The sequence below is a fragment of the Stenotrophomonas sp. 610A2 genome (assembly GCF_030549615.1).
In the GTDB taxonomy this organism is placed as follows: Bacteria; Pseudomonadota; Gammaproteobacteria; order Xanthomonadales; family Xanthomonadaceae; genus Stenotrophomonas; species Stenotrophomonas pigmentata.
Window position 1 is genome coordinate 12460 of sequence record NZ_CP130832.1, and the last position, 16158, is coordinate 28617.

At 63.0% G+C, this 16158-nt stretch carries 16 protein-coding genes; 9 read left to right on the forward strand and 7 right to left on the reverse strand.

Annotated elements, in window-relative coordinates; all coding sequences use genetic code 11:
* Positions 1-34: 34 nt before the first annotated feature.
* Positions 35-460: an ExbD/TolR family protein gene (locus Q5Z11_RS00050; RefSeq protein ID WP_282268370.1), complete on the forward strand. Its 426-nt coding sequence runs from the start codon at positions 35-37 to the stop codon at positions 458-460.
* Positions 461-463: 3 nt separating this feature from the next.
* On the forward strand, positions 464-874 hold the full coding sequence (locus Q5Z11_RS00055; protein ID WP_303748133.1) for an ExbD/TolR family protein: 411 nt from the start codon (positions 464-466) through the stop codon (positions 872-874).
* Positions 875-2117: 1243 nt separating this feature from the next.
* Here Q5Z11_RS00055 and Q5Z11_RS00060 read toward each other — a convergent pair.
* From Q5Z11_RS00060 to cls, 3 genes are all read right to left on the reverse strand, one after another.
* Positions 2118-2885 carry a pyridoxine 5'-phosphate synthase gene (locus Q5Z11_RS00060; RefSeq protein ID WP_303748134.1) on the reverse strand — a complete coding sequence of 256 codons (768 nt, stop codon included), beginning with the start codon at positions 2883-2885 and terminating at the stop codon, positions 2118-2120.
* Complete coding sequence (locus Q5Z11_RS00065; protein WP_303748135.1) at positions 2882-3211, reverse strand: hypothetical protein; 330 nt, start codon at positions 3209-3211, stop codon at positions 2882-2884. The genes Q5Z11_RS00060 and Q5Z11_RS00065 overlap by 4 nt, the downstream gene beginning before the upstream one ends.
* 182 nt (positions 3212-3393) lie before the next feature.
* On the reverse strand, positions 3394-4854 hold the full coding sequence (gene cls, locus Q5Z11_RS00070) for a cardiolipin synthase (protein WP_303748136.1): 1461 nt from the start codon (positions 4852-4854) through the stop codon (positions 3394-3396).
* 400 nt (positions 4855-5254) lie between these two features.
* Here cls and Q5Z11_RS00075 point away from each other — a divergent pair, with 400 nt between their 5' ends.
* The 6 genes from Q5Z11_RS00075 (at position 5255) to Q5Z11_RS00100 (ending at position 10937) form a co-directional block, all read left to right on the forward strand.
* On the forward strand, positions 5255-5770 hold the full coding sequence (locus Q5Z11_RS00075) for a MarR family winged helix-turn-helix transcriptional regulator (protein ID WP_303748137.1): 516 nt from the start codon (positions 5255-5257) through the stop codon (positions 5768-5770).
* On the forward strand, positions 5767-7947 hold the full coding sequence (locus Q5Z11_RS00080) for an FUSC family protein (protein ID WP_303748138.1): 2181 nt from the start codon (positions 5767-5769) through the stop codon (positions 7945-7947). The genes Q5Z11_RS00075 and Q5Z11_RS00080 overlap by 4 nt, the downstream gene beginning before the upstream one ends.
* Positions 7937-8146 (forward strand): DUF1656 domain-containing protein, encoded by a 210-nt coding sequence (locus tag Q5Z11_RS00085; protein WP_303748139.1) that lies wholly within the window; start codon positions 7937-7939, stop codon positions 8144-8146. Before Q5Z11_RS00080 ends, Q5Z11_RS00085 begins: the two co-directional genes overlap by 11 nt.
* Before the next feature lie 14 nt (positions 8147-8160).
* Positions 8161-9159, forward strand: a complete 999-nt coding sequence (locus Q5Z11_RS00090) for a biotin/lipoyl-binding protein (protein ID WP_303748140.1) — start codon at positions 8161-8163, stop codon at positions 9157-9159.
* Between the two features lie 64 nt (positions 9160-9223).
* Positions 9224-10315 (forward strand): PA0069 family radical SAM protein, encoded by a 1092-nt coding sequence (locus Q5Z11_RS00095; protein WP_296247364.1) that lies wholly within the window; start codon positions 9224-9226, stop codon positions 10313-10315.
* Between the two features lie 235 nt (positions 10316-10550).
* The gene (locus Q5Z11_RS00100) at positions 10551-10937 is read left to right on the forward strand and encodes a hypothetical protein (RefSeq protein ID WP_303748141.1); all 387 of its coding nucleotides are present in this window, start codon (positions 10551-10553) and stop codon (positions 10935-10937) included.
* Between the two features lie 99 nt (positions 10938-11036).
* Here the strand turns inward: Q5Z11_RS00100 and Q5Z11_RS00105 are convergent, their stop codons facing one another.
* From Q5Z11_RS00105 to Q5Z11_RS00115, 3 genes are all read right to left on the reverse strand, one after another.
* Positions 11037-11477, reverse strand: a complete 441-nt coding sequence (locus tag Q5Z11_RS00105; RefSeq protein ID WP_303748142.1) for a hypothetical protein — start codon at positions 11475-11477, stop codon at positions 11037-11039.
* Complete coding sequence (locus tag Q5Z11_RS00110; RefSeq protein ID WP_303750100.1) at positions 11474-12178, reverse strand: 2OG-Fe(II) oxygenase; 705 nt, start codon at positions 12176-12178, stop codon at positions 11474-11476. Before Q5Z11_RS00110 ends, Q5Z11_RS00105 begins: the two co-directional genes overlap by 4 nt.
* Before the next feature lie 257 nt (positions 12179-12435).
* Positions 12436-13449, reverse strand: coding sequence for a class 1 fructose-bisphosphatase (locus Q5Z11_RS00115; RefSeq protein ID WP_303748143.1), 1014 nt, complete (start codon positions 13447-13449; stop codon positions 12436-12438).
* Positions 13450-13630: 181 nt separating this feature from the next.
* On the opposite strand from Q5Z11_RS00115, the gene Q5Z11_RS00120 reads away from it, so the two are divergent.
* Positions 13631-14263 carry a hypothetical protein gene (locus tag Q5Z11_RS00120; protein WP_303748144.1) on the forward strand — a complete coding sequence of 211 codons (633 nt, stop codon included), beginning with the start codon at positions 13631-13633 and terminating at the stop codon, positions 14261-14263.
* Between the two features lie 572 nt (positions 14264-14835).
* Here the strand turns inward: Q5Z11_RS00120 and Q5Z11_RS00125 are convergent.
* The gene (locus tag Q5Z11_RS00125) at positions 14836-16038 is read right to left on the reverse strand and encodes an amino acid aminotransferase (protein WP_282269220.1); all 1203 of its coding nucleotides are present in this window, start codon (positions 16036-16038) and stop codon (positions 14836-14838) included.
* Positions 16039-16158 lie beyond the last annotated feature (120 nt).

Here is a 16158-nt window from a genome sequence, read left to right on the forward strand (position 1 = left end):
GTAAGTCTTCGCAACGATATAGACGGAGCCCGTTATGGCTTTCAGTAGTGGTAACAGCAGCGGCCCAATGGCCGACATCAACGTCACTCCCCTCGTGGACGTGATGCTGGTGCTGCTGATCATCTTCATCATCACGGCTCCCCTGATGTCCCATAAGGTCAAGGTGGAGTTGCCGGAAGCCAACCTGATCCAGAATCCGGAAGATGCGCCAGATCGCAAGAATCCGATTACGGTGGCGGTCAAGGAAGACGGCAAGCTCTACTGGAACGACGAAGAGGTCTCGAAGGAGACCTTGGAGTCACGTTTCGCGACTGCTGCCCAGCAGACGCCGCAGCCGCCGCTGAATCTGCGTGGTGACAAGACCACCAAGATGAAGGTGATCAACGAGGTCACCAAGATCGCGCAGGGTCAGGGCATGCTGGACGTCGGTTTCGTTGCCACCAAAGAAAAGGGGCAATAAGACATGGCATTCAGTAGTGGTGGAAACAGGGGCCCAATGGCCGACATCAACGTCACGCCCCTCGTGGACGTGATGCTGGTTCTGCTGATCATCTTCATCGTTACCGCGCCGATCATGACGTATCCGATCGCCGTGGATCTGCCGCAGCGTGTGATCAACCCGCCGCCGCAGCTGCGTGAGCCGCCGCCGCCGATCGACCTTCGCGTCGATTCCAGCAACCAGGTTTTCTGGAACAACAGTCCGGTGAACGTGGGCGACCTGCAGCAGAAGATGGAAGAAGAAGTACAGAAGGATCCGACCAACCAGCCGGAACTTCGCATCGAAGCAAGCCCGGATTCCGAGTACGACGTCATGGCCAAGATCCTGGCCCAGGCGAAGAACGCTCAGATGAAGAAGATTGGCTTCGTGCAGTAAGCAATACTGCAATACCAAGTCATGACGCGACTGGAAAACGCCCTCCTTGTGGGGGCGTTTTTTTTTGCGTTTCGTCCAGACCTCTATGTATCGCGGTGATGGTTTATCCACAGGGCTCTGCGGGCAATTTCAGCATGGCGCAGCGCAGCTAGCAGCCGGATAGCCGCAGCTGTTTACGAAAAACTGGAACCCTGCTGAGTCCCTGCCCCGGCGCACTTCGCCTCCCTGGGCTACGGCATTTGAAGAAACCCGCAGATCGAAGCCACAAACAGCTGGCTCAAGTCGTCCCGCATACGCGCGGAGAAGGCTTGCTGTTGTTGCTCCCCTATCCTTCCTTCGCCTGGCCTTGGCGCGCATCACTTGCGCGTAGTGTCTTGGCAATGACTTACCCACAGCTTTCTGTGGATAAGGCCTGGCTGTACTCAAGATGGTGGGGTAAGCCCGAAGCCCGGCTGTGGATTACTGTCGTGTGATCCACGTGGAAACCCAGAAGCAATGAGTCGGGAGCGATTTAAGGCGTTCACTCTGGGCTGTGGATATCTCGGAAGAGAAAGATGCCAACGTCGCTTGGGCAAGCCTGCCCCGCCCTTCACATGCATCGTGTGGATAACTCCCGCGGCCAGCGGTCGGCGATGCCCGCACTAGACCAGGCCGCGGAAACAGCACGCTGGTTCCCATCGACACGACAGGTCCAGCCAACCACTGCTTTCTTCGCGGTTGCATGGCGGAGCCAAAGCGCAGAAATACGATATTTTCTCGAAAATGGCTGCAAAAGACGGACTATAGGCAATTATAGGGACGCGTTATGGACGTTGAAGACCCGTCAGTCTGGCCGGGGAGCTTGGTCCTTGCTGTGACCAATCTGATTGGCCTGCAAGTACCTGCTCTCAGCTCCTGCTGGGAAGGACCTGCAAATCGCAGCCTGCGAGCGGCACTTCGAGGGAGCTGCCGCCTGTGGATAAAGCATGAAAAGCATGCGGTTGGAGCCCCCAGGAAACCACACGCTGAGCGCATCCAACGCACGCTCTCCAGCCTATCCACAACGCTGAGTCGTTCAGCAAAACCCCTACGAAATGCTGTGCAAACGTATGTGGATAAGTGTGTGGATGCTATTTCGACGGCAACGCCTGCGATGGCGCCCTGAGGCGATGGGATGCGCCCACGCCGCGGCAGGGATGCGCTTCCCGGCCAAGATCCAGCGCGGCGTTGACCGTGGCTGCAAACAAAGCGAACCGAGGCAGGCTTAGCTGCTGAGGCCCTCGGCTTCAGCTATCGCCGCAAGATAACCGCCCACGCTGGCTTCCAGGCCGGTGTACAGGGCTTCGCTGATCAAGGCATGGCCGATCGAGACTTCCAGCACGTTGGGTACGTGGGCAAGGAACGCGGCCAGGTTCGCCTGCGACAGGTCATGGCCAGCATTGACGCCGAGTCCGGCCGCCTGCGCGCGGCGCGCGGCATCGGCAAACAGCGCCAGCGATTCCCAGGGATCGGCAAGGGCATGCGCTTCGGCGTATGGACCTGTGTACAACTCGACGCGATCTGCGCCTAGCACTGCCGCCTGGGCAATATCCGGATTGCCGGCATCGACGAACAGGCTGACCCGGCAGCCATAGGATTTCAATGTGGCAATCAGTGGGCGCAGCCGCTCGCCATCGCGAGCGAAATCGAAGCCATGGTCGGAGGTGAGCTGGCCGTCACTGTCGGGCACCAGCGTCGCCTGCGCCGGGCGGGTCTGTTCGCACAGTTCGAGCAGGCCGGGGTAACCCTCACGTGCTGGTGCAAACGGATTGCCTTCGATGTTGAATTCGACGCCGTGCTGCTGGGTGAGCGCAGACAGCAGCAGAACGTCCGCAGCACGGATGTGGCGCTGGTCGGGGCGTGGGTGCACGGTGATGCCATGCGCGCCTGCGCGCAGGCAGGTCATCGCCGCGCGCACCACATCCGGATCATTGCCGCCGCGCGAGTTGCGCAGCACCGCGATCTTGTTGACGTTGACGCTGAGTACGGTCATGGCTGTGGCAACTCGCGGTCGCCAGCAGCAGCTGGCGGGTTCACAGGTGGGGGAGTGGCAGTGGGCGGCGCGGCGGTTGTGGCGGTCGCGGCAACGCCTGGATCGTTCTTGGCCTGGAATTGCGCACGCAGGGCCTGCAGCTCAGCGGCATGCAGCGGACGCGGCACCGAACTCACACCGCCGAAGCGGGCCACGTACAAGCCTTTTGCCCACAGCAGCAGGAACACCAGTGCCGCCAGCAGTGCCAACACCAGCAACCAGGCCTGCGTCGTGGAGAAGGCAAACAGGAACGCGCCCAGCGCGAGCAATAGAAACAGCCAATACATGACGATCTCCCTATCAGAGGCCTGCAGTGTAACGGCGCTGGCAGCGCCGATTCCATGCATGAACAAGGGTTTGGGCGCAGTACCGGACAGCCGGTAGGTTCAGTGAAACAAGCGGGGTATTTCTCACGGCGATATTGGCCGGGCAGCTACAAGCTGGCAGGGGATCGACTGATGTTCTTGCCTTACAACAAGGGCGAAGCCAGGCGCGCGAAGGCCTCCGGCAGGCGCTTGCGCCACAGTGAACGGTCGCGGATCGGCTGCACTTCCTCGGCGCTGTCGAATTCAGCCTGCAGGATGGCTTCCAGTTCGCCGGTGAGCTTGTGGTCGGTGTACATCATCGACAGCTCGAAATTGAGCCGGAAACTGCGGTGGTCGAAGTTGGCCGTGCCGACGATGCAGGTGTCGTCATCAGCGATGAACGCCTTGCTGTGCAGCATGCGTGGGCCGTACTCGAAGATGCGCACACCCGCTTCCAGCAGCTCATCGAAGTAGGAGCGCGCAGCCAGGGTGACGAATTTCGAATCGCTTTGCTTGGGCACCATCAGGCGCACGTCTAGGCCACCGAGCGCCGCCGAAGTCAGCGCCATGCGTGCAGCCTCGCCGGGCACGAAGTATGGCGTCACCAGCCAGACTCGCTGCCTGGCTTCCTGGATGGCTGCCACGTGCAGGCGGTGGATTGGCTCCCATGCCGAATCCGGACCGGACACCAGTACCTGTGCATCGATGCTGCCCTGCGCGCGGGTGGGCACATCGGCCGGGAACAGGTCTTCGCGCTCGAAGAGTTCCGGACCGTGTTCGGTGGCGTAGATCCAGTCTTCCAGGAACACCAGCTGCAGGCTGTGGACAACTTGTCCGCGGATGCGCATGTGCAGGTCGCGGTAGGCGTTCGGGTTGCGGCTGTCGTCTTCCTCGTCGGTGACGTTGATGCCACCAGTGAAGGCAACTTCGCCATCCACAACCACCAGCTTGCGGTGGGTGCGCATGTTCAACCACGGCCGCTTCAAGGGCTTCAGCAGCTGGCGTGGATGGAACCAGGCCACCTCGGCGCCGGCCTCCAATAGCGGCCGCAGGAACTTCCTGCCGACTTTCGAGGAGCCCACCGCATCCAGCAACAGGCGCACCTTGATGCCGGCGCGGGCGCGTTCCACCAGCGCGTCGCGCATGGCGGTGCCTGCATGGTCGGGTTCGAAGATGTAGTACTCCAGGTTGACGTGCCGGCGTGCCTTGCCGATCGCGTCGATGATGGCGGCATAAGTGGCCGCGCCATCCAGCAGCCAATCGACATCGGTGGCGGTGCTCGGCGACAGGCCGGTGGTGGCCTGCCCTACCCGCGCCAACTCGGTGCAGTTGGCGTCGGGCGGACATACTGCGTCATAGGTGCTCATGCCCTCGCGCGAACGGCCGCGGCGCAGGCGCTGGCGCACGATCTTCTGCGGCCCGAACAGGTAGAAAACGAACAGGCCGATGTACGGCAGCGCCGCCAGCGACAGGATCCAGCTCAGCGTCGCCACCGGCTCGCGCTTCTGCAGCACGATGTAGCAGGCCAGCACCAACAGGTAGGTGACATAGGCGGCGGCCAGGATCTGGGCGACGTGGGGGATGCTGGACAGACTTGTCCACAGCTCATGGAGGGTTTCGCGCATCCGCCGATTCTAGCCATGGCCGATGACGGCAGGGGCCGGTCTGTTTTTGTAGGAGCGGCGTCAGCCGCGAAGCCACGGCTGGATCCGGCGCCGAAAGCGCTCGCCGGCCATGGAATCGGGTATGCGCTTTGCGCAGCGGGATTGCCAGCTTCGCGGCTGACGCCGCTCCCACAAATGCCGCCGCCGCGCTTGCCGGCGACCGCGACCGTGCTGCTGGTTGTAGGAGCGGCGTAAGCCGCGAAGCCACAGCTGGCTCCGGCCCCGAAAGCGCTGGGCAACCATGTAATCGGGTATGCGCTTTGCGCGGAGGGATTGCCAGCTTCGCGGCTAACGCCGCTCCTACAAAAGCCGGTGGCGTTTGTGCATTGCATCAATTGGTACATAAATGTAATATACCGGTATGGATAAACCCATTCCCGCCCCCGGTGGCTACGCCAGCATCGACCAGAAGCTGGCGATCAGCAGTGCCCGCCATCCCGGCTTCCCGCGCGACCAGGCCATGTTGGCGCGGCTTATCAAGCTGGTGCACAAGCTGTTCTGCGATCACGGCAACCAGCTGATGCGTGAGTACGGAATCTCCCACCCGGAGTACAACGTACTGATGATGCTGGACGGCTCCGAGCAGGGCCTGAGCCCGTCGGAGATCAGCGAGGCCGCCAGCGAGAAGTCGTCCAACGTCACCCGCCTGATCGACCAGTTGCTGGCCAAGGACCTGGTCAGCCGCGAGCCCAGTGCCGAAGACCGGCGCAAGCTGGTGGTGCGCCTGAGCCCGGTCGGCGAGCAGCTGATCGAGCAGGTCATGCCGGCGGTGATCAATCAGCTGCAGCACTTCTTCAGCGGTGTCGAACCGGCCGAACTGCGCCACACCGAAGCCGTGCTGACCCGCATCCTGATGGGCCTGGAACAACAACCATGAGCACCCGACCGGCTGAGTACGCGCCGGGCGTGCGGCAGTCCCCTGCAACGAAGTCCTCCGCCAGCTGGCGGCACACCTTCGCCCAGGCCATGGGCGGCGAACGTGCGGTGTGGGCTTACATCGGCAAGGTGCTGGTGGCCTTGTACCTGACCGGCTGGATCGCGATGCGGCTGGGCATGAGCTCGCCCGGCACCGCAATGATCACCGTGCTGGTGGTGATGAACCGCAATACCGGCATGGTGCTGGCCAAGGCCTTCTATCGCGGCGTCGGCACCGTGGTCGGCTGTGCGATGGCGGTGCTGCTGGTGTCGCTGTTCCCGCAAAGCCCGGTCGCCCTGGTGACGGTAATGGCGTTGTGGGCCGGTTTCTGTGCCGGCGGCTCGGTGTGGAGCCGCGGCATGGCTTCGTACGGTTTCGTGCTGTCCGGCTACACAGTGGCAATGATCGTGTTCCCGGTGCTCAACCATCCGCAGAACATCCTCAACAGCGCGCTGGAGCGCACTGGCGAGGTGCTGCTGGGCATGGCGGTAACCAGCGTGGTGTTCGACGTGTTGTGGCCCAACCGTCTGCGCGCTGGCCTGCGCGCCGCCGATGACGGCAACCTCAATGACTTCCTTGGTTTTGTTGCCGATGCGATCGGCGGCCGCCTGCACGGCTTTGACGTGATCGAGCGCACCCAGAGCCGGGTGGTACAAGGCGCGACCAATTTCGAAGACCTGCGCGCCATGGCCTGGTTCGATGACCCGATCCTGCGCAGCAACAACGGCCAGCTGAAGCTGATCAACCAGCACTTCATGGCGGCGACCTCGCGTTTCCAGGCGCTGCACCACCATATCGATCGCCTGCGCCGCAGCAAGGAGGAGGCCTTGGTCGCAGCGGTGCGGGCAAGCCTGAAGCCTTTGTCGCAGCTGTTGGATGACAGCGCATTGCGCGATGACATTCCCGCCCTGGCAAAGGCCTTGCAGCATTGGTGCGGACAACTCGACGGCGTGTTCGCCCGTGAACGTCGCGCATTGCCGGTCGACCTGCAGCTCGGCTTCGACGCCAGCACGCTGCTGGTGCGCCGTTTCGCCGAAGAGCTGCAGGCCTATCTTGCTGCCAAGGCGCGGATGGAAACCGGCACTGGCCGCCTGCGTGCCCGCGCGCCGCGGCTGGGCAAGGTGGGCTTCACCCGCGCCAACGACTGGTACGCGATCGTGCTGGCCGGCGTGCGTTGCTTCGTGGTGATGCTGGCCTTGTCGCTGCTGTGGTTGAGCAGCAGCTGGAACCAGGGCGGCTTGGCGGTGTTCGGCATGGCAGCGCTGGTGGCGATGTCCTCGGCGGCGCCGGATCCGTCCTGGGTCGTGCGCCGCGCCACCATCGGCCATGTGATCGCCCCGTTCTTCGCGATACCCGGTTTCATCGCCATGGCGCTGGGATCGAACTTCCCGATGCTGGTGCTGCTGACCCTGCCGTCGATGATCGCTTCGCTGTACATCTCGACCCGGCCGCGTTTCGCGGTGACCGGCATGGCCTTGAATGTTGGCATCCTGGTGTCGTGGAACTTGGGCCCGCATTTCCATCCCAGTGCGCAGGCCTATCTGGACAATTCGCTGACGCTGGCAGTCGGCGCCTGCATCGCCACCGCTGTATTCATGCTGGTGCCAGGCCTGCCAGGCAGCAAGCAACGCCAACGTCGCCTGCTGGAGCGTTTGCGTGCGCAGGTGCAGCTGGCAGTGAGCGCACCCTTGCCCGGCCTGCTGCCGAAGTTTGAAAGCGTCAGCCGTGAATTGTTCCAGCAGGTTGCCAGCCGCACTACGCCGGGCAGCCGACCGTCGCGGCAGCTGTTCGAGTGGGCACTGCTGGTGCATGAAGCCGGTCATTGTGCGATCGACCTGCGCCATGACCTCACCGACCAGCAACTGCCTGCGGAGTTGCATGCACGCATCGAGCAGGCGCTGGCGCTGCTGGGCCAGCTTTACCGCCGGCCGCGTGCGCGCACCCTGCGTGATGCCAAGGCCAGCGTAGAGGCCGCACTGAGTGAACTGAGGGGTCCGCAACCGCAGGCATTGCGCGCGGTACGTGATCACCTTTACCTGCTGCAGATGAGCCTGGACGACAGCGCCTCGGTGCTGGCCGCCTATGTGCAGCGCTCGCGCCGTCAGCAACGCCTGAAGGAGGCCCGCCATGCCGTTTGAAGTATCCATCGGCGATATCTATTTCCCCGGTTCGCTGGTGCTGGTGGTGCTGTTGCTGCCCGTGTTCGGCCTGCTCGATTACGGCCTTGGCCGGGTCGGCCTGTACCGCCGCGCGCTGCACCCCTCACTGGTGCGCGTTGCCCTGTTTGCCAGCGTTTACTGCATGGCCTTGTTGTTGTTCCTGCCGCACTTTTCCTGATTGAGGATGTACCGATGAAAACCGCCAGCCTGATACGAGGCGGTGTCACCAGCGTGGTGGTGCTGCTTGCCGCAGTGCTTGCCTACGTGGTCTGGCACCAATACATGCTTACGCCGTGGACGCGCGATGCGCGGCTGCGCGCCGAGGTGGTGCGCATTGCGCCGGACGTGTCCGGCCTCGTCACCGAAGTGGCCGTGCATGACAACCAGTTGGTCAAGAAAGGTGAACTGCTATTCGTCATCGACCGCGATCGCTATGCGCTGGCGGTAGCCAAGGCCGAAGCCGATCTGCAGGCCGCCGAAGCCGCTGCGCGCGCTGCCGGTGCATCGATTTCAGCCGCCAGCGCCGGCGCGAGCGCCAGCCAGGCCGAGTTCCAGATGCGCCAGGAGCAGGCGCAACGCCGCGCCCAGCTCGACGGCATCGTCTCGCGTGAATCGCAGGCTGATGCACGCGCCGTGGCACAGGCCGCACAGGCCAGCTGGAAGCAGGCACAGGCCAGCGCGCATGCCGCCAGCGCCAGCAGCCAACAGGCCAGTGCCGCCCTGCAACAGGCGCGGGTGACACTGCAGCAGGCGCAGCTGGAACTGGCTCGCACCGAAGTACGCGCCAGCGCCGACGGCACCATCACCAACCTTGACGTGCGTGTAGGCGACTACGCCGCCGCCGGTCAGGCGCGGATGGCGCTGGTCGCCAGCGAAGGCATGTGGGTGTACGGCTACTTCGAGGAAACCAAGCTGCCGAAGATCCACCGCGGTGATGCCGTGGATATCCGCCTGATGGCCGGAGGCGTACACCTGCAGGGCAAGGTCGAAGGCATTGCCACCGGCATCGCCGATGCCGCCGGCCCCACCAGCAGTAACCTGCTGGCCGAGGTCGAGCCGACCTTCAACTGGGTGCGGCTGGCGCAGCGCGTGCCGGTGCGGGTCAGCATCGATCCACAGTCGGTTCCCGCCGATGCCGTGCTCAGCGCCGGCATGAGCGCCACCTTGGTGATCAAGCCCAAGGCCGGCTGAAGCAGGCGCCAGGTGAATACGGCTTGTCGCACATCCTGCGACAAGCCAGGGTTAGGGTAGGCGCATGCCTACCCCGATCAAGGGCCGCGGTGCCAGCACCTACCTGCCCGGCCGTTTCGAAACCCAGACCAGCGAAGCCGTCGATGACGGCTGGGCGGTCGATGAGAGCGAGGAATTCGCCGCCGCCAGGCTGCGCACCGACGTGCGCCCGGAAACCGCGCGCAGCATCATCAGCCGCAACAACTCGCCGGACGTGGGCTTCAGTCAATCGGTCAATCCGTATCGCGGTTGTGAGCATGGCTGTTCGTACTGTTTCGCGCGGCCGACGCATGCCTACCTGAACCTGTCGCCGGGGCTGGATTTCGAAACCAAGATCTTCGCCAAGACCAACGCCGCCGAAGTCCTGCGGCGTGAGCTGTCCAAACCTGGCTACGTACCGCAGCCTATTGCTTTGGGCATCAACACGGATGCCTACCAGCCGATCGAACGCAAGCTCGGCATCACCCGCCAGTTGATCGAGGTGATGCAGGAAACCAGGCATCCGTTCTCGCTGATCACCAAGAACGCACTGGTCGAGCGCGACATGGATCTGCTCGCGCCATTGGCCGAGCAGCAACTGGTCAGCGTGCACTTCTCGGTGACCTCGCTGGACCCGCATCTGTCAGCCAAGCTCGAACCGCGCGCATCGGCACCGCATGCGCGGCTGCGCGCAATGCGGCGCTTGAGTGATGCCGGCATTCCGGTCGGCGTGATGGTTGCGCCAGTGATTCCGTGGATCAACGACGCCGAACTGGAATCGGTGCTGGAAGCCTCACGCGATGCCGGCGCCAGCAGCGCCGGTTACGTGTTGCTGCGCCTGCCTTATGAGGTTGCCCCGCTGTTCCGCGATTGGCTGGATGCGCATTACCCACAGCGCGCGGAGCACGTGATGAGTACCATCAACCAGCTGCGCGGCGGCAAGGATTACGACAGTCAGTTCGGCAAGCGCATGCGCGGCGAGGGTGTGTATGCCGACCTGCTGGCAAACCGTTTCAAGCTGGCCAGCAAGCGCCTGGGTTTCAACGCATCGCGCCAGCAATGGCCGTGGCTCGACTGCAGCAAATTCATAGCACCACTGCCGCCGAAGAAGCCATCGCTGCAGGGCGAGTTGTTCTAAGCCCCATCGGTAGTGCCGAGCCATGCTCGGCAGCAGACAATGTCACTTGTGGGAGCGGCGTCAGCCGCGAAGCCGATGGAAATGAAATTGCAGGTATCCCCATCACGGATCGATTCTCAGCTTCGCGGCTGACGCCGCTCCCACAAGGGAGTGCTGGTAAAGCCCCAGCGGAGCATGGCTCCGCTCTACAGGTAGTGCGCTACGCTGTCGCCCGACTTTCTTGGGCGAAGAAGCCATGCGCAGGCAATACCACTTCCGTAAAAGCGAGGCAGGTTTGTTGGCCTGGGACGTGCATCGTTTGATCGCACTGAGCCGTGATCTTCCGGTTTCCAACATTGCGCTATCAGCGGTCGCTGAGCTGGACGAAGCCTATTGGTGGGATGCCGATTCACCGCCCCCGACATGCAGGCAGGTCATCGAACACTTGCAGCTGGTGGAAGCCGCGGACCTGCAGTACCCAATCATCCTGTGCCCGCAGGGACGGGTGATGGACGGCATGCATCGCGTGGCCAAGGCGCTGTTGTTGGGAAAGAGCGACGTCGCGGCAGTACGCCTGCCAGAGCTGCCTTCGCCAGATCATGTTGGCGTTGACCCGGACGATCTCTGCTACGACGAGTTCTGAGGCGCACTGATCACCGTAGTGCCGAGCCATGCTCGGCAGGGGCTCTACCGATAACACCTAAGCAGAGCATGGCTCTGCTCTACCCGCATGGATGCTGCATCAGGATGCAGGACGCATCTTGGTAACGCAGAGACTGCCCGACCATTGACTGAGGTGACCCCTGGATTGCTGTGTGTAGACACCGGTCAAAAGCAGATGTGTTTCCTGCAGGCCGGCGGAGCGTGGCACGCCATTGATCCAGATACCTTTGCTGAAATCGTGTGCATACATATCCACGCCCGCGTCTGCATAGAGTGCCGAGTGTTCGAACCCATACGAGTAGTAGCCTGTAACCGACACCGCGCGTCCTTCGTACGCGCGTCCGTTGGAGATGAGTTCGCTGAGCGCGACTGACTGAGGAACACCGATATAGCGCTTGCAAGGGTTCTCCAATGCAGCTGTTGCAGTATTCATCGCCAGCGGCGCAGAAGGACAACCGCAGGCTGACAACAACAGCAAGGGCAGGGCCAGCAGCAGGACGCGAGCACCCGCACGTGTCATGTCGCATTTCCATACAACCGCTGCGCTGACTGGAACAAGATCCAACTCGTCGCAATGAACTTATCCCCACCCTGCGGGCGATTGCCGCGATGGGTATGGGTGAATGCGGTAGGCGCAATCAACAGGCTGCCGGTGCGCGGCACAACCTTGCGTTGCTGGAACAGGAATTCGGTTTCGCCTTCTGCGAATCCATCGTTGAGGTACAGCGTCCACAACAGATGTCGGTGCAGGGTTTCGCCGCCGGGGTCGCGTGGGAACAGCTCACAGTGCCAATAGGGATAGCCGCCCTCGCCCGCCGTATACCACTGCAGGTTGATCGCGCCAGGACGCAGGCAGGTGCGCGCGAGTTCGGATAGGGCGGCATCGTCCATACCTTGGAAATCATCTGCGCTCAGGCGCCGCGCCTGTCCCTCCGCATCAGGTACTTGCAGCATCAAAGGCGAAATCAGCACCTGGGGATAACGGCGCAGGTAATGCAGCATGCCGTTGAACACTGCCTGCTGCAGGCGCTGCTCGACATCGCGCCAGCCCTCATTGCCGCTGATGCGCAGGTCGCGGCTGCGCTTCAGCTCCGGGAATACACCGCTGCCGACCTGGCCGGGTTTGAGCTGTGTGCTGTGTCGCAGACGTTCGACGATGACCGCGCAGTCGTCGGCGGACAGGGCGTTGTCGTAGACCTCGATGAAATCGACAGCAGTCATCAGCAGCCTCGCAGTGAGTGTCCGCCGATGGTGACCTGAAGCGCCCCGCATGTGTAGTGCCGAGCCATGCTCGGCATGGGCTTTCCAAGCAATACCCAGGTAGTGCCGAGCCATGCTCGGCAGCGGGGCTTTACCGGTAATGCTCCTGCCGAGCATGGCTCGGCACTACAGGAGGGCTCCCCCTGCCGAGCATGGCTCGGCACTACAGGAGGGTTCCCCCTGCCGAGCATGGCTCGGCACTACAGGTGAAGCGGTGGTCAGCCCTGCAGGTCGTGTTCGCGGTGGTAGCGGGTGGCTTCGGCTACTTCGTTCTTCGAGCCGAGGAATACCGGCACGCGCTGGTGCAGCTGGGTCGGGGCGATGTCGAGGATGCGTTCGCGGCCATTGGTGGCGGCGCCGCCGGCCTGCTCCACCAGCAGCGACATCGGGTTGGCTTCGTACATCAGGCGTAGCTTGCCGGCCTTGGTCGGGTCCTTCTTGTCCCACGGGTAGATGAAGATGCCGCCGCGGGTCAGGATGCGATGCACGTCGGCCACCATCGAGGCGATCCAGCGCATGTTGAAATCCTTGCCGCGCACGCCGTCCTTGCCGGCCAGCAAGTCGGCCACATAGCCCTGCATCGGCGCTTCCCAGTGGCGCTGGTTGGACATGTTGATGGCGAATTCCTTGGTGTCCGCCGGCACCTGCATGCCGCGCTGGGTCAGCACGAACTCACCGGTTTCGCGGTCCAGGGTGAAGGCGTGGGTGCCATGGCCCACGGTCAGGACCAACATGGTGCTGGGCCCGTAGATGCAGTAACCGGCTGCTACCTGCTGGGTGCCCGGCTGCAGGAAGTGCTCGTCGCCCGGCTTATCCACACCCTTGGGCGAGCGCAGCACCGAGAAGATGGTGCCGACCGAGACGTTCACATCGATGTTGGAGCTGCCATCGAGGGGATCGAACAGCAGCAGGAAGTCGCCCAGCGGGTATTCCGACGGCACCGGCTGGCTGTGGTCCATTTCCTCGGAGGCGCAGGCGGCCAGGTGGCCACCCCAGGCATTGGCTTCGAGCAGGATCTCGTTGGAGATCACGTCCAGCTTCTTCTGCGCCTCACCCTGCACGTTGCCGGTGCCGGCATCGCCAAGCACGCCGCCCAGGGCGCCCTTGCTGACGGCGATCGAGATGCTGGTGCAGGCGCGGGCAACCACGGCCACCAGCTGGCGCAGGTCGGCGTTGATGCGCTTGGCATGCTGTTCTTCGATCAGGAAACGGGTCAGCGACGTACGGGACATGGAAGGCAACTACCTTCAGACGAAAGGGGCGCTATTGTCGCGGGTTGTCCGTTCTTTTACGAGCTGATGGCTTGGAGTTGTCCTGTTCAGGACAGAACTGGTCATCCGCGAGCGGGTCGCCGGCAGCGTGGTATTTCGTCAAACTGCCGGACTACCTCTGTTTCAAGGAAGAACCTGCGTGATGAATGTAGTTTCCAGATCCTGGCGCCACACCGCACTCAAGTTGGCGGCCGGCGCCGCGCTGAGCCTGTGGACAAGTGTGGCCCTGGCGGCCCCTTCCCTGTTTGAAGGCCTGCAATGGGGAGCCACCGAGGCACAGCTCCGCGAGGTCTTCGGCGACAAGCTGAAGTTGCTCCCCTGCAGCGACGCGCAGCGCCAGGCAGAGACCGGCACCGACAGGAAGGGCGCCTGTGACAGCCCGTATGTCGAGGACTACACGATCGACGGCATCACCTTCCTGGTGGTCTTCAACATGGGCGGTGAAGGCAAGACCCTGAACACCATTTACCTGGATCGCGGCGCTACCGTCACCAATGCGCAGATCCGCAAGGGGGAAGGTGCCGAGTTCCGCTACAACCGGGTGAAGCGGGTGCTGGCCCAGCGCCACGGTGAGCCCAGCGAGATAAACGAAACCAGCCGTCGGCCGAAGAATGAGCTGGTGACGCTGCACGTCAAATGGATCATCGATGACACGGTGATCAGCATGACCAACACCATCATTCCGGACCCGCGCGGGCAGATGTATTACCTGGGCCTGGTCTACAAGCCCTTGGCCGAGGCGATGAAGCCGTTGGCATCGCTGGAGCAGCGGTAAGCTCGCTGGAAAGCGCGCCATATCGCGAGCGCCTGCATTTCGGCAAGTCTGTGGACAAAAGTGGACAACGCTTGCGGACTGACGCGCCAAGTGGACGCTTTGGGAAGGGAAAAGCCCGTAATAGCGGGCTCGATCGAGGTTATCCACAAGCGTTTGGGGATAATTTCCTTTGGGAATGAGATGTGGATAAGTCCGTGGGTAGTGGCGTTATCCACAGGCTGCTTTTCATGCACTGCGTGGGTGGATTGGAGGCCGCCACATACAGGTGTTGAAGCTGGAGCAAAAGCAAAAGCAGGAGCAGGAGCAGGAGCACCCCTCCCCAACCCTCCCCTGCGCGTAGCGCAAGGGAGGGGGCTGTTCCTGCAGGTCGGCACCATCTTGCGCAACCGCAGCTCTTGCCCCCTCCCTTGCGCTACGCGCAGGGGAGGGTTGGGGAGGGGTGCTTTTTAGCCCTTAAGCCCCGAGGCCCCGAGGCCTCCGAACCCCCACTCCACAACCTTATCCACAACCCACAGCCCACAAAAAAGCCCGGGTTTCCCCGGGCTTTTCATCACATCAGCAGCAACGATCAATCAGCCGCGGCTGACGTCGTAAACCGCCTTTGCCACGTAGTCCAGGTTGTTCTGGCTCAGCGCGGCAACGCAGATGCGGCCGGTGCCGACGGCGTAGATGCCGTAGTCGTCACGCAGCTTGTCTACCTGCGCCTTGCTCAGGCCCGAGTACGAGAACATGCCGGCCTGCTGCTGGATGAAGCCGAATTCCGGCGCGCCCAGGGCGGCCAGCTTCTGCACCATGCCGGCACGCAGGGCGTGGATGCGCTCGCGCATTTCGGTCAGCTCGGCTTCCCATACGCCACGCAGCTCGCCACTGTTCAGCACGCCGGCGACAAGCGCGGCGCCGTGGGTGGACGGGCTGGAGTAGATGGTGCGGATGATGCGCTTGACCTGCGACTGCACGGCCTTGGTCGAGGTCGCGTCCGGGCCCACCACAGACAACGCACCGACGCGCTCGCCGTACAGCGAGAACGACTTGGAGTACGAGTTGGCGACGATGAAGCTGTCGATACCGGCATCGGCGACGATGCGCACGGCCTGGCCGTCCTCGGTGATGCCCTTGTCGAAGCCCTGGTAGGCCATGTCGATGAAGGGGAACAGCTGGCGGTCCTTCATCAACGCGGCAACCTGCTTCCACTGCTCGGTGCTCAGGTCGGCGCCGGTCGGGTTGTGGCAGCAGGCGTGCAGCAACACCACGGTGCCCGGCTGCAGCTTCTGCAGGTCGGCCAGCATGCCGGCGAAATCCAGGCCATGCGCGGCGTTGTCGTAATAGGTGTAGTCGACCACGTCGAAACCGGCGGCGCCGAACACGGCGCGGTGGTTTTCCCAGCTCGGGTTGCTGATGGCGATGGTGGCGTGCGGCAGCAGGCGCTTCAGCAGGTCGGCGCCGACGCGCAGCGCACCGCTGCCGCCAACGGTCTGCGAGGTCGCGACGCGGCCAGCGGCCAGCAGGTCCGACGCTTCGCCGAACACCAGCTTCTGGGTGGCCTGGGTGTAGGCCGGCAGCCCGTCGATCGGCAGGTAACCGCGCGGTTTGGCCTCGGCGGCAAGCGTCTGCTCGATCTGCTTGACGGCGCGCAGCAGCGGAATGCGGCCGCTCTCGTCGTAGTAGATGCCCACGCCAAGATTGACCTTGGTGGTGCGGCTGTCAGCGTTGTAAGCCTCGGTCAGACCCAGAATCGGGTCACCAGGAACCTGTTCGACGTTTGCAAAGAAGGACACGGCGATACTCGTATCAGTGGCGGGGAGTGGGGGTGTTTGGCGCGGGATGCAGCAAAAGCGCGCTCAGAACCGCATCATCGTAACAGGGCTGGAGCCCCGTGGCCGTAGGGTTTCAGCTGG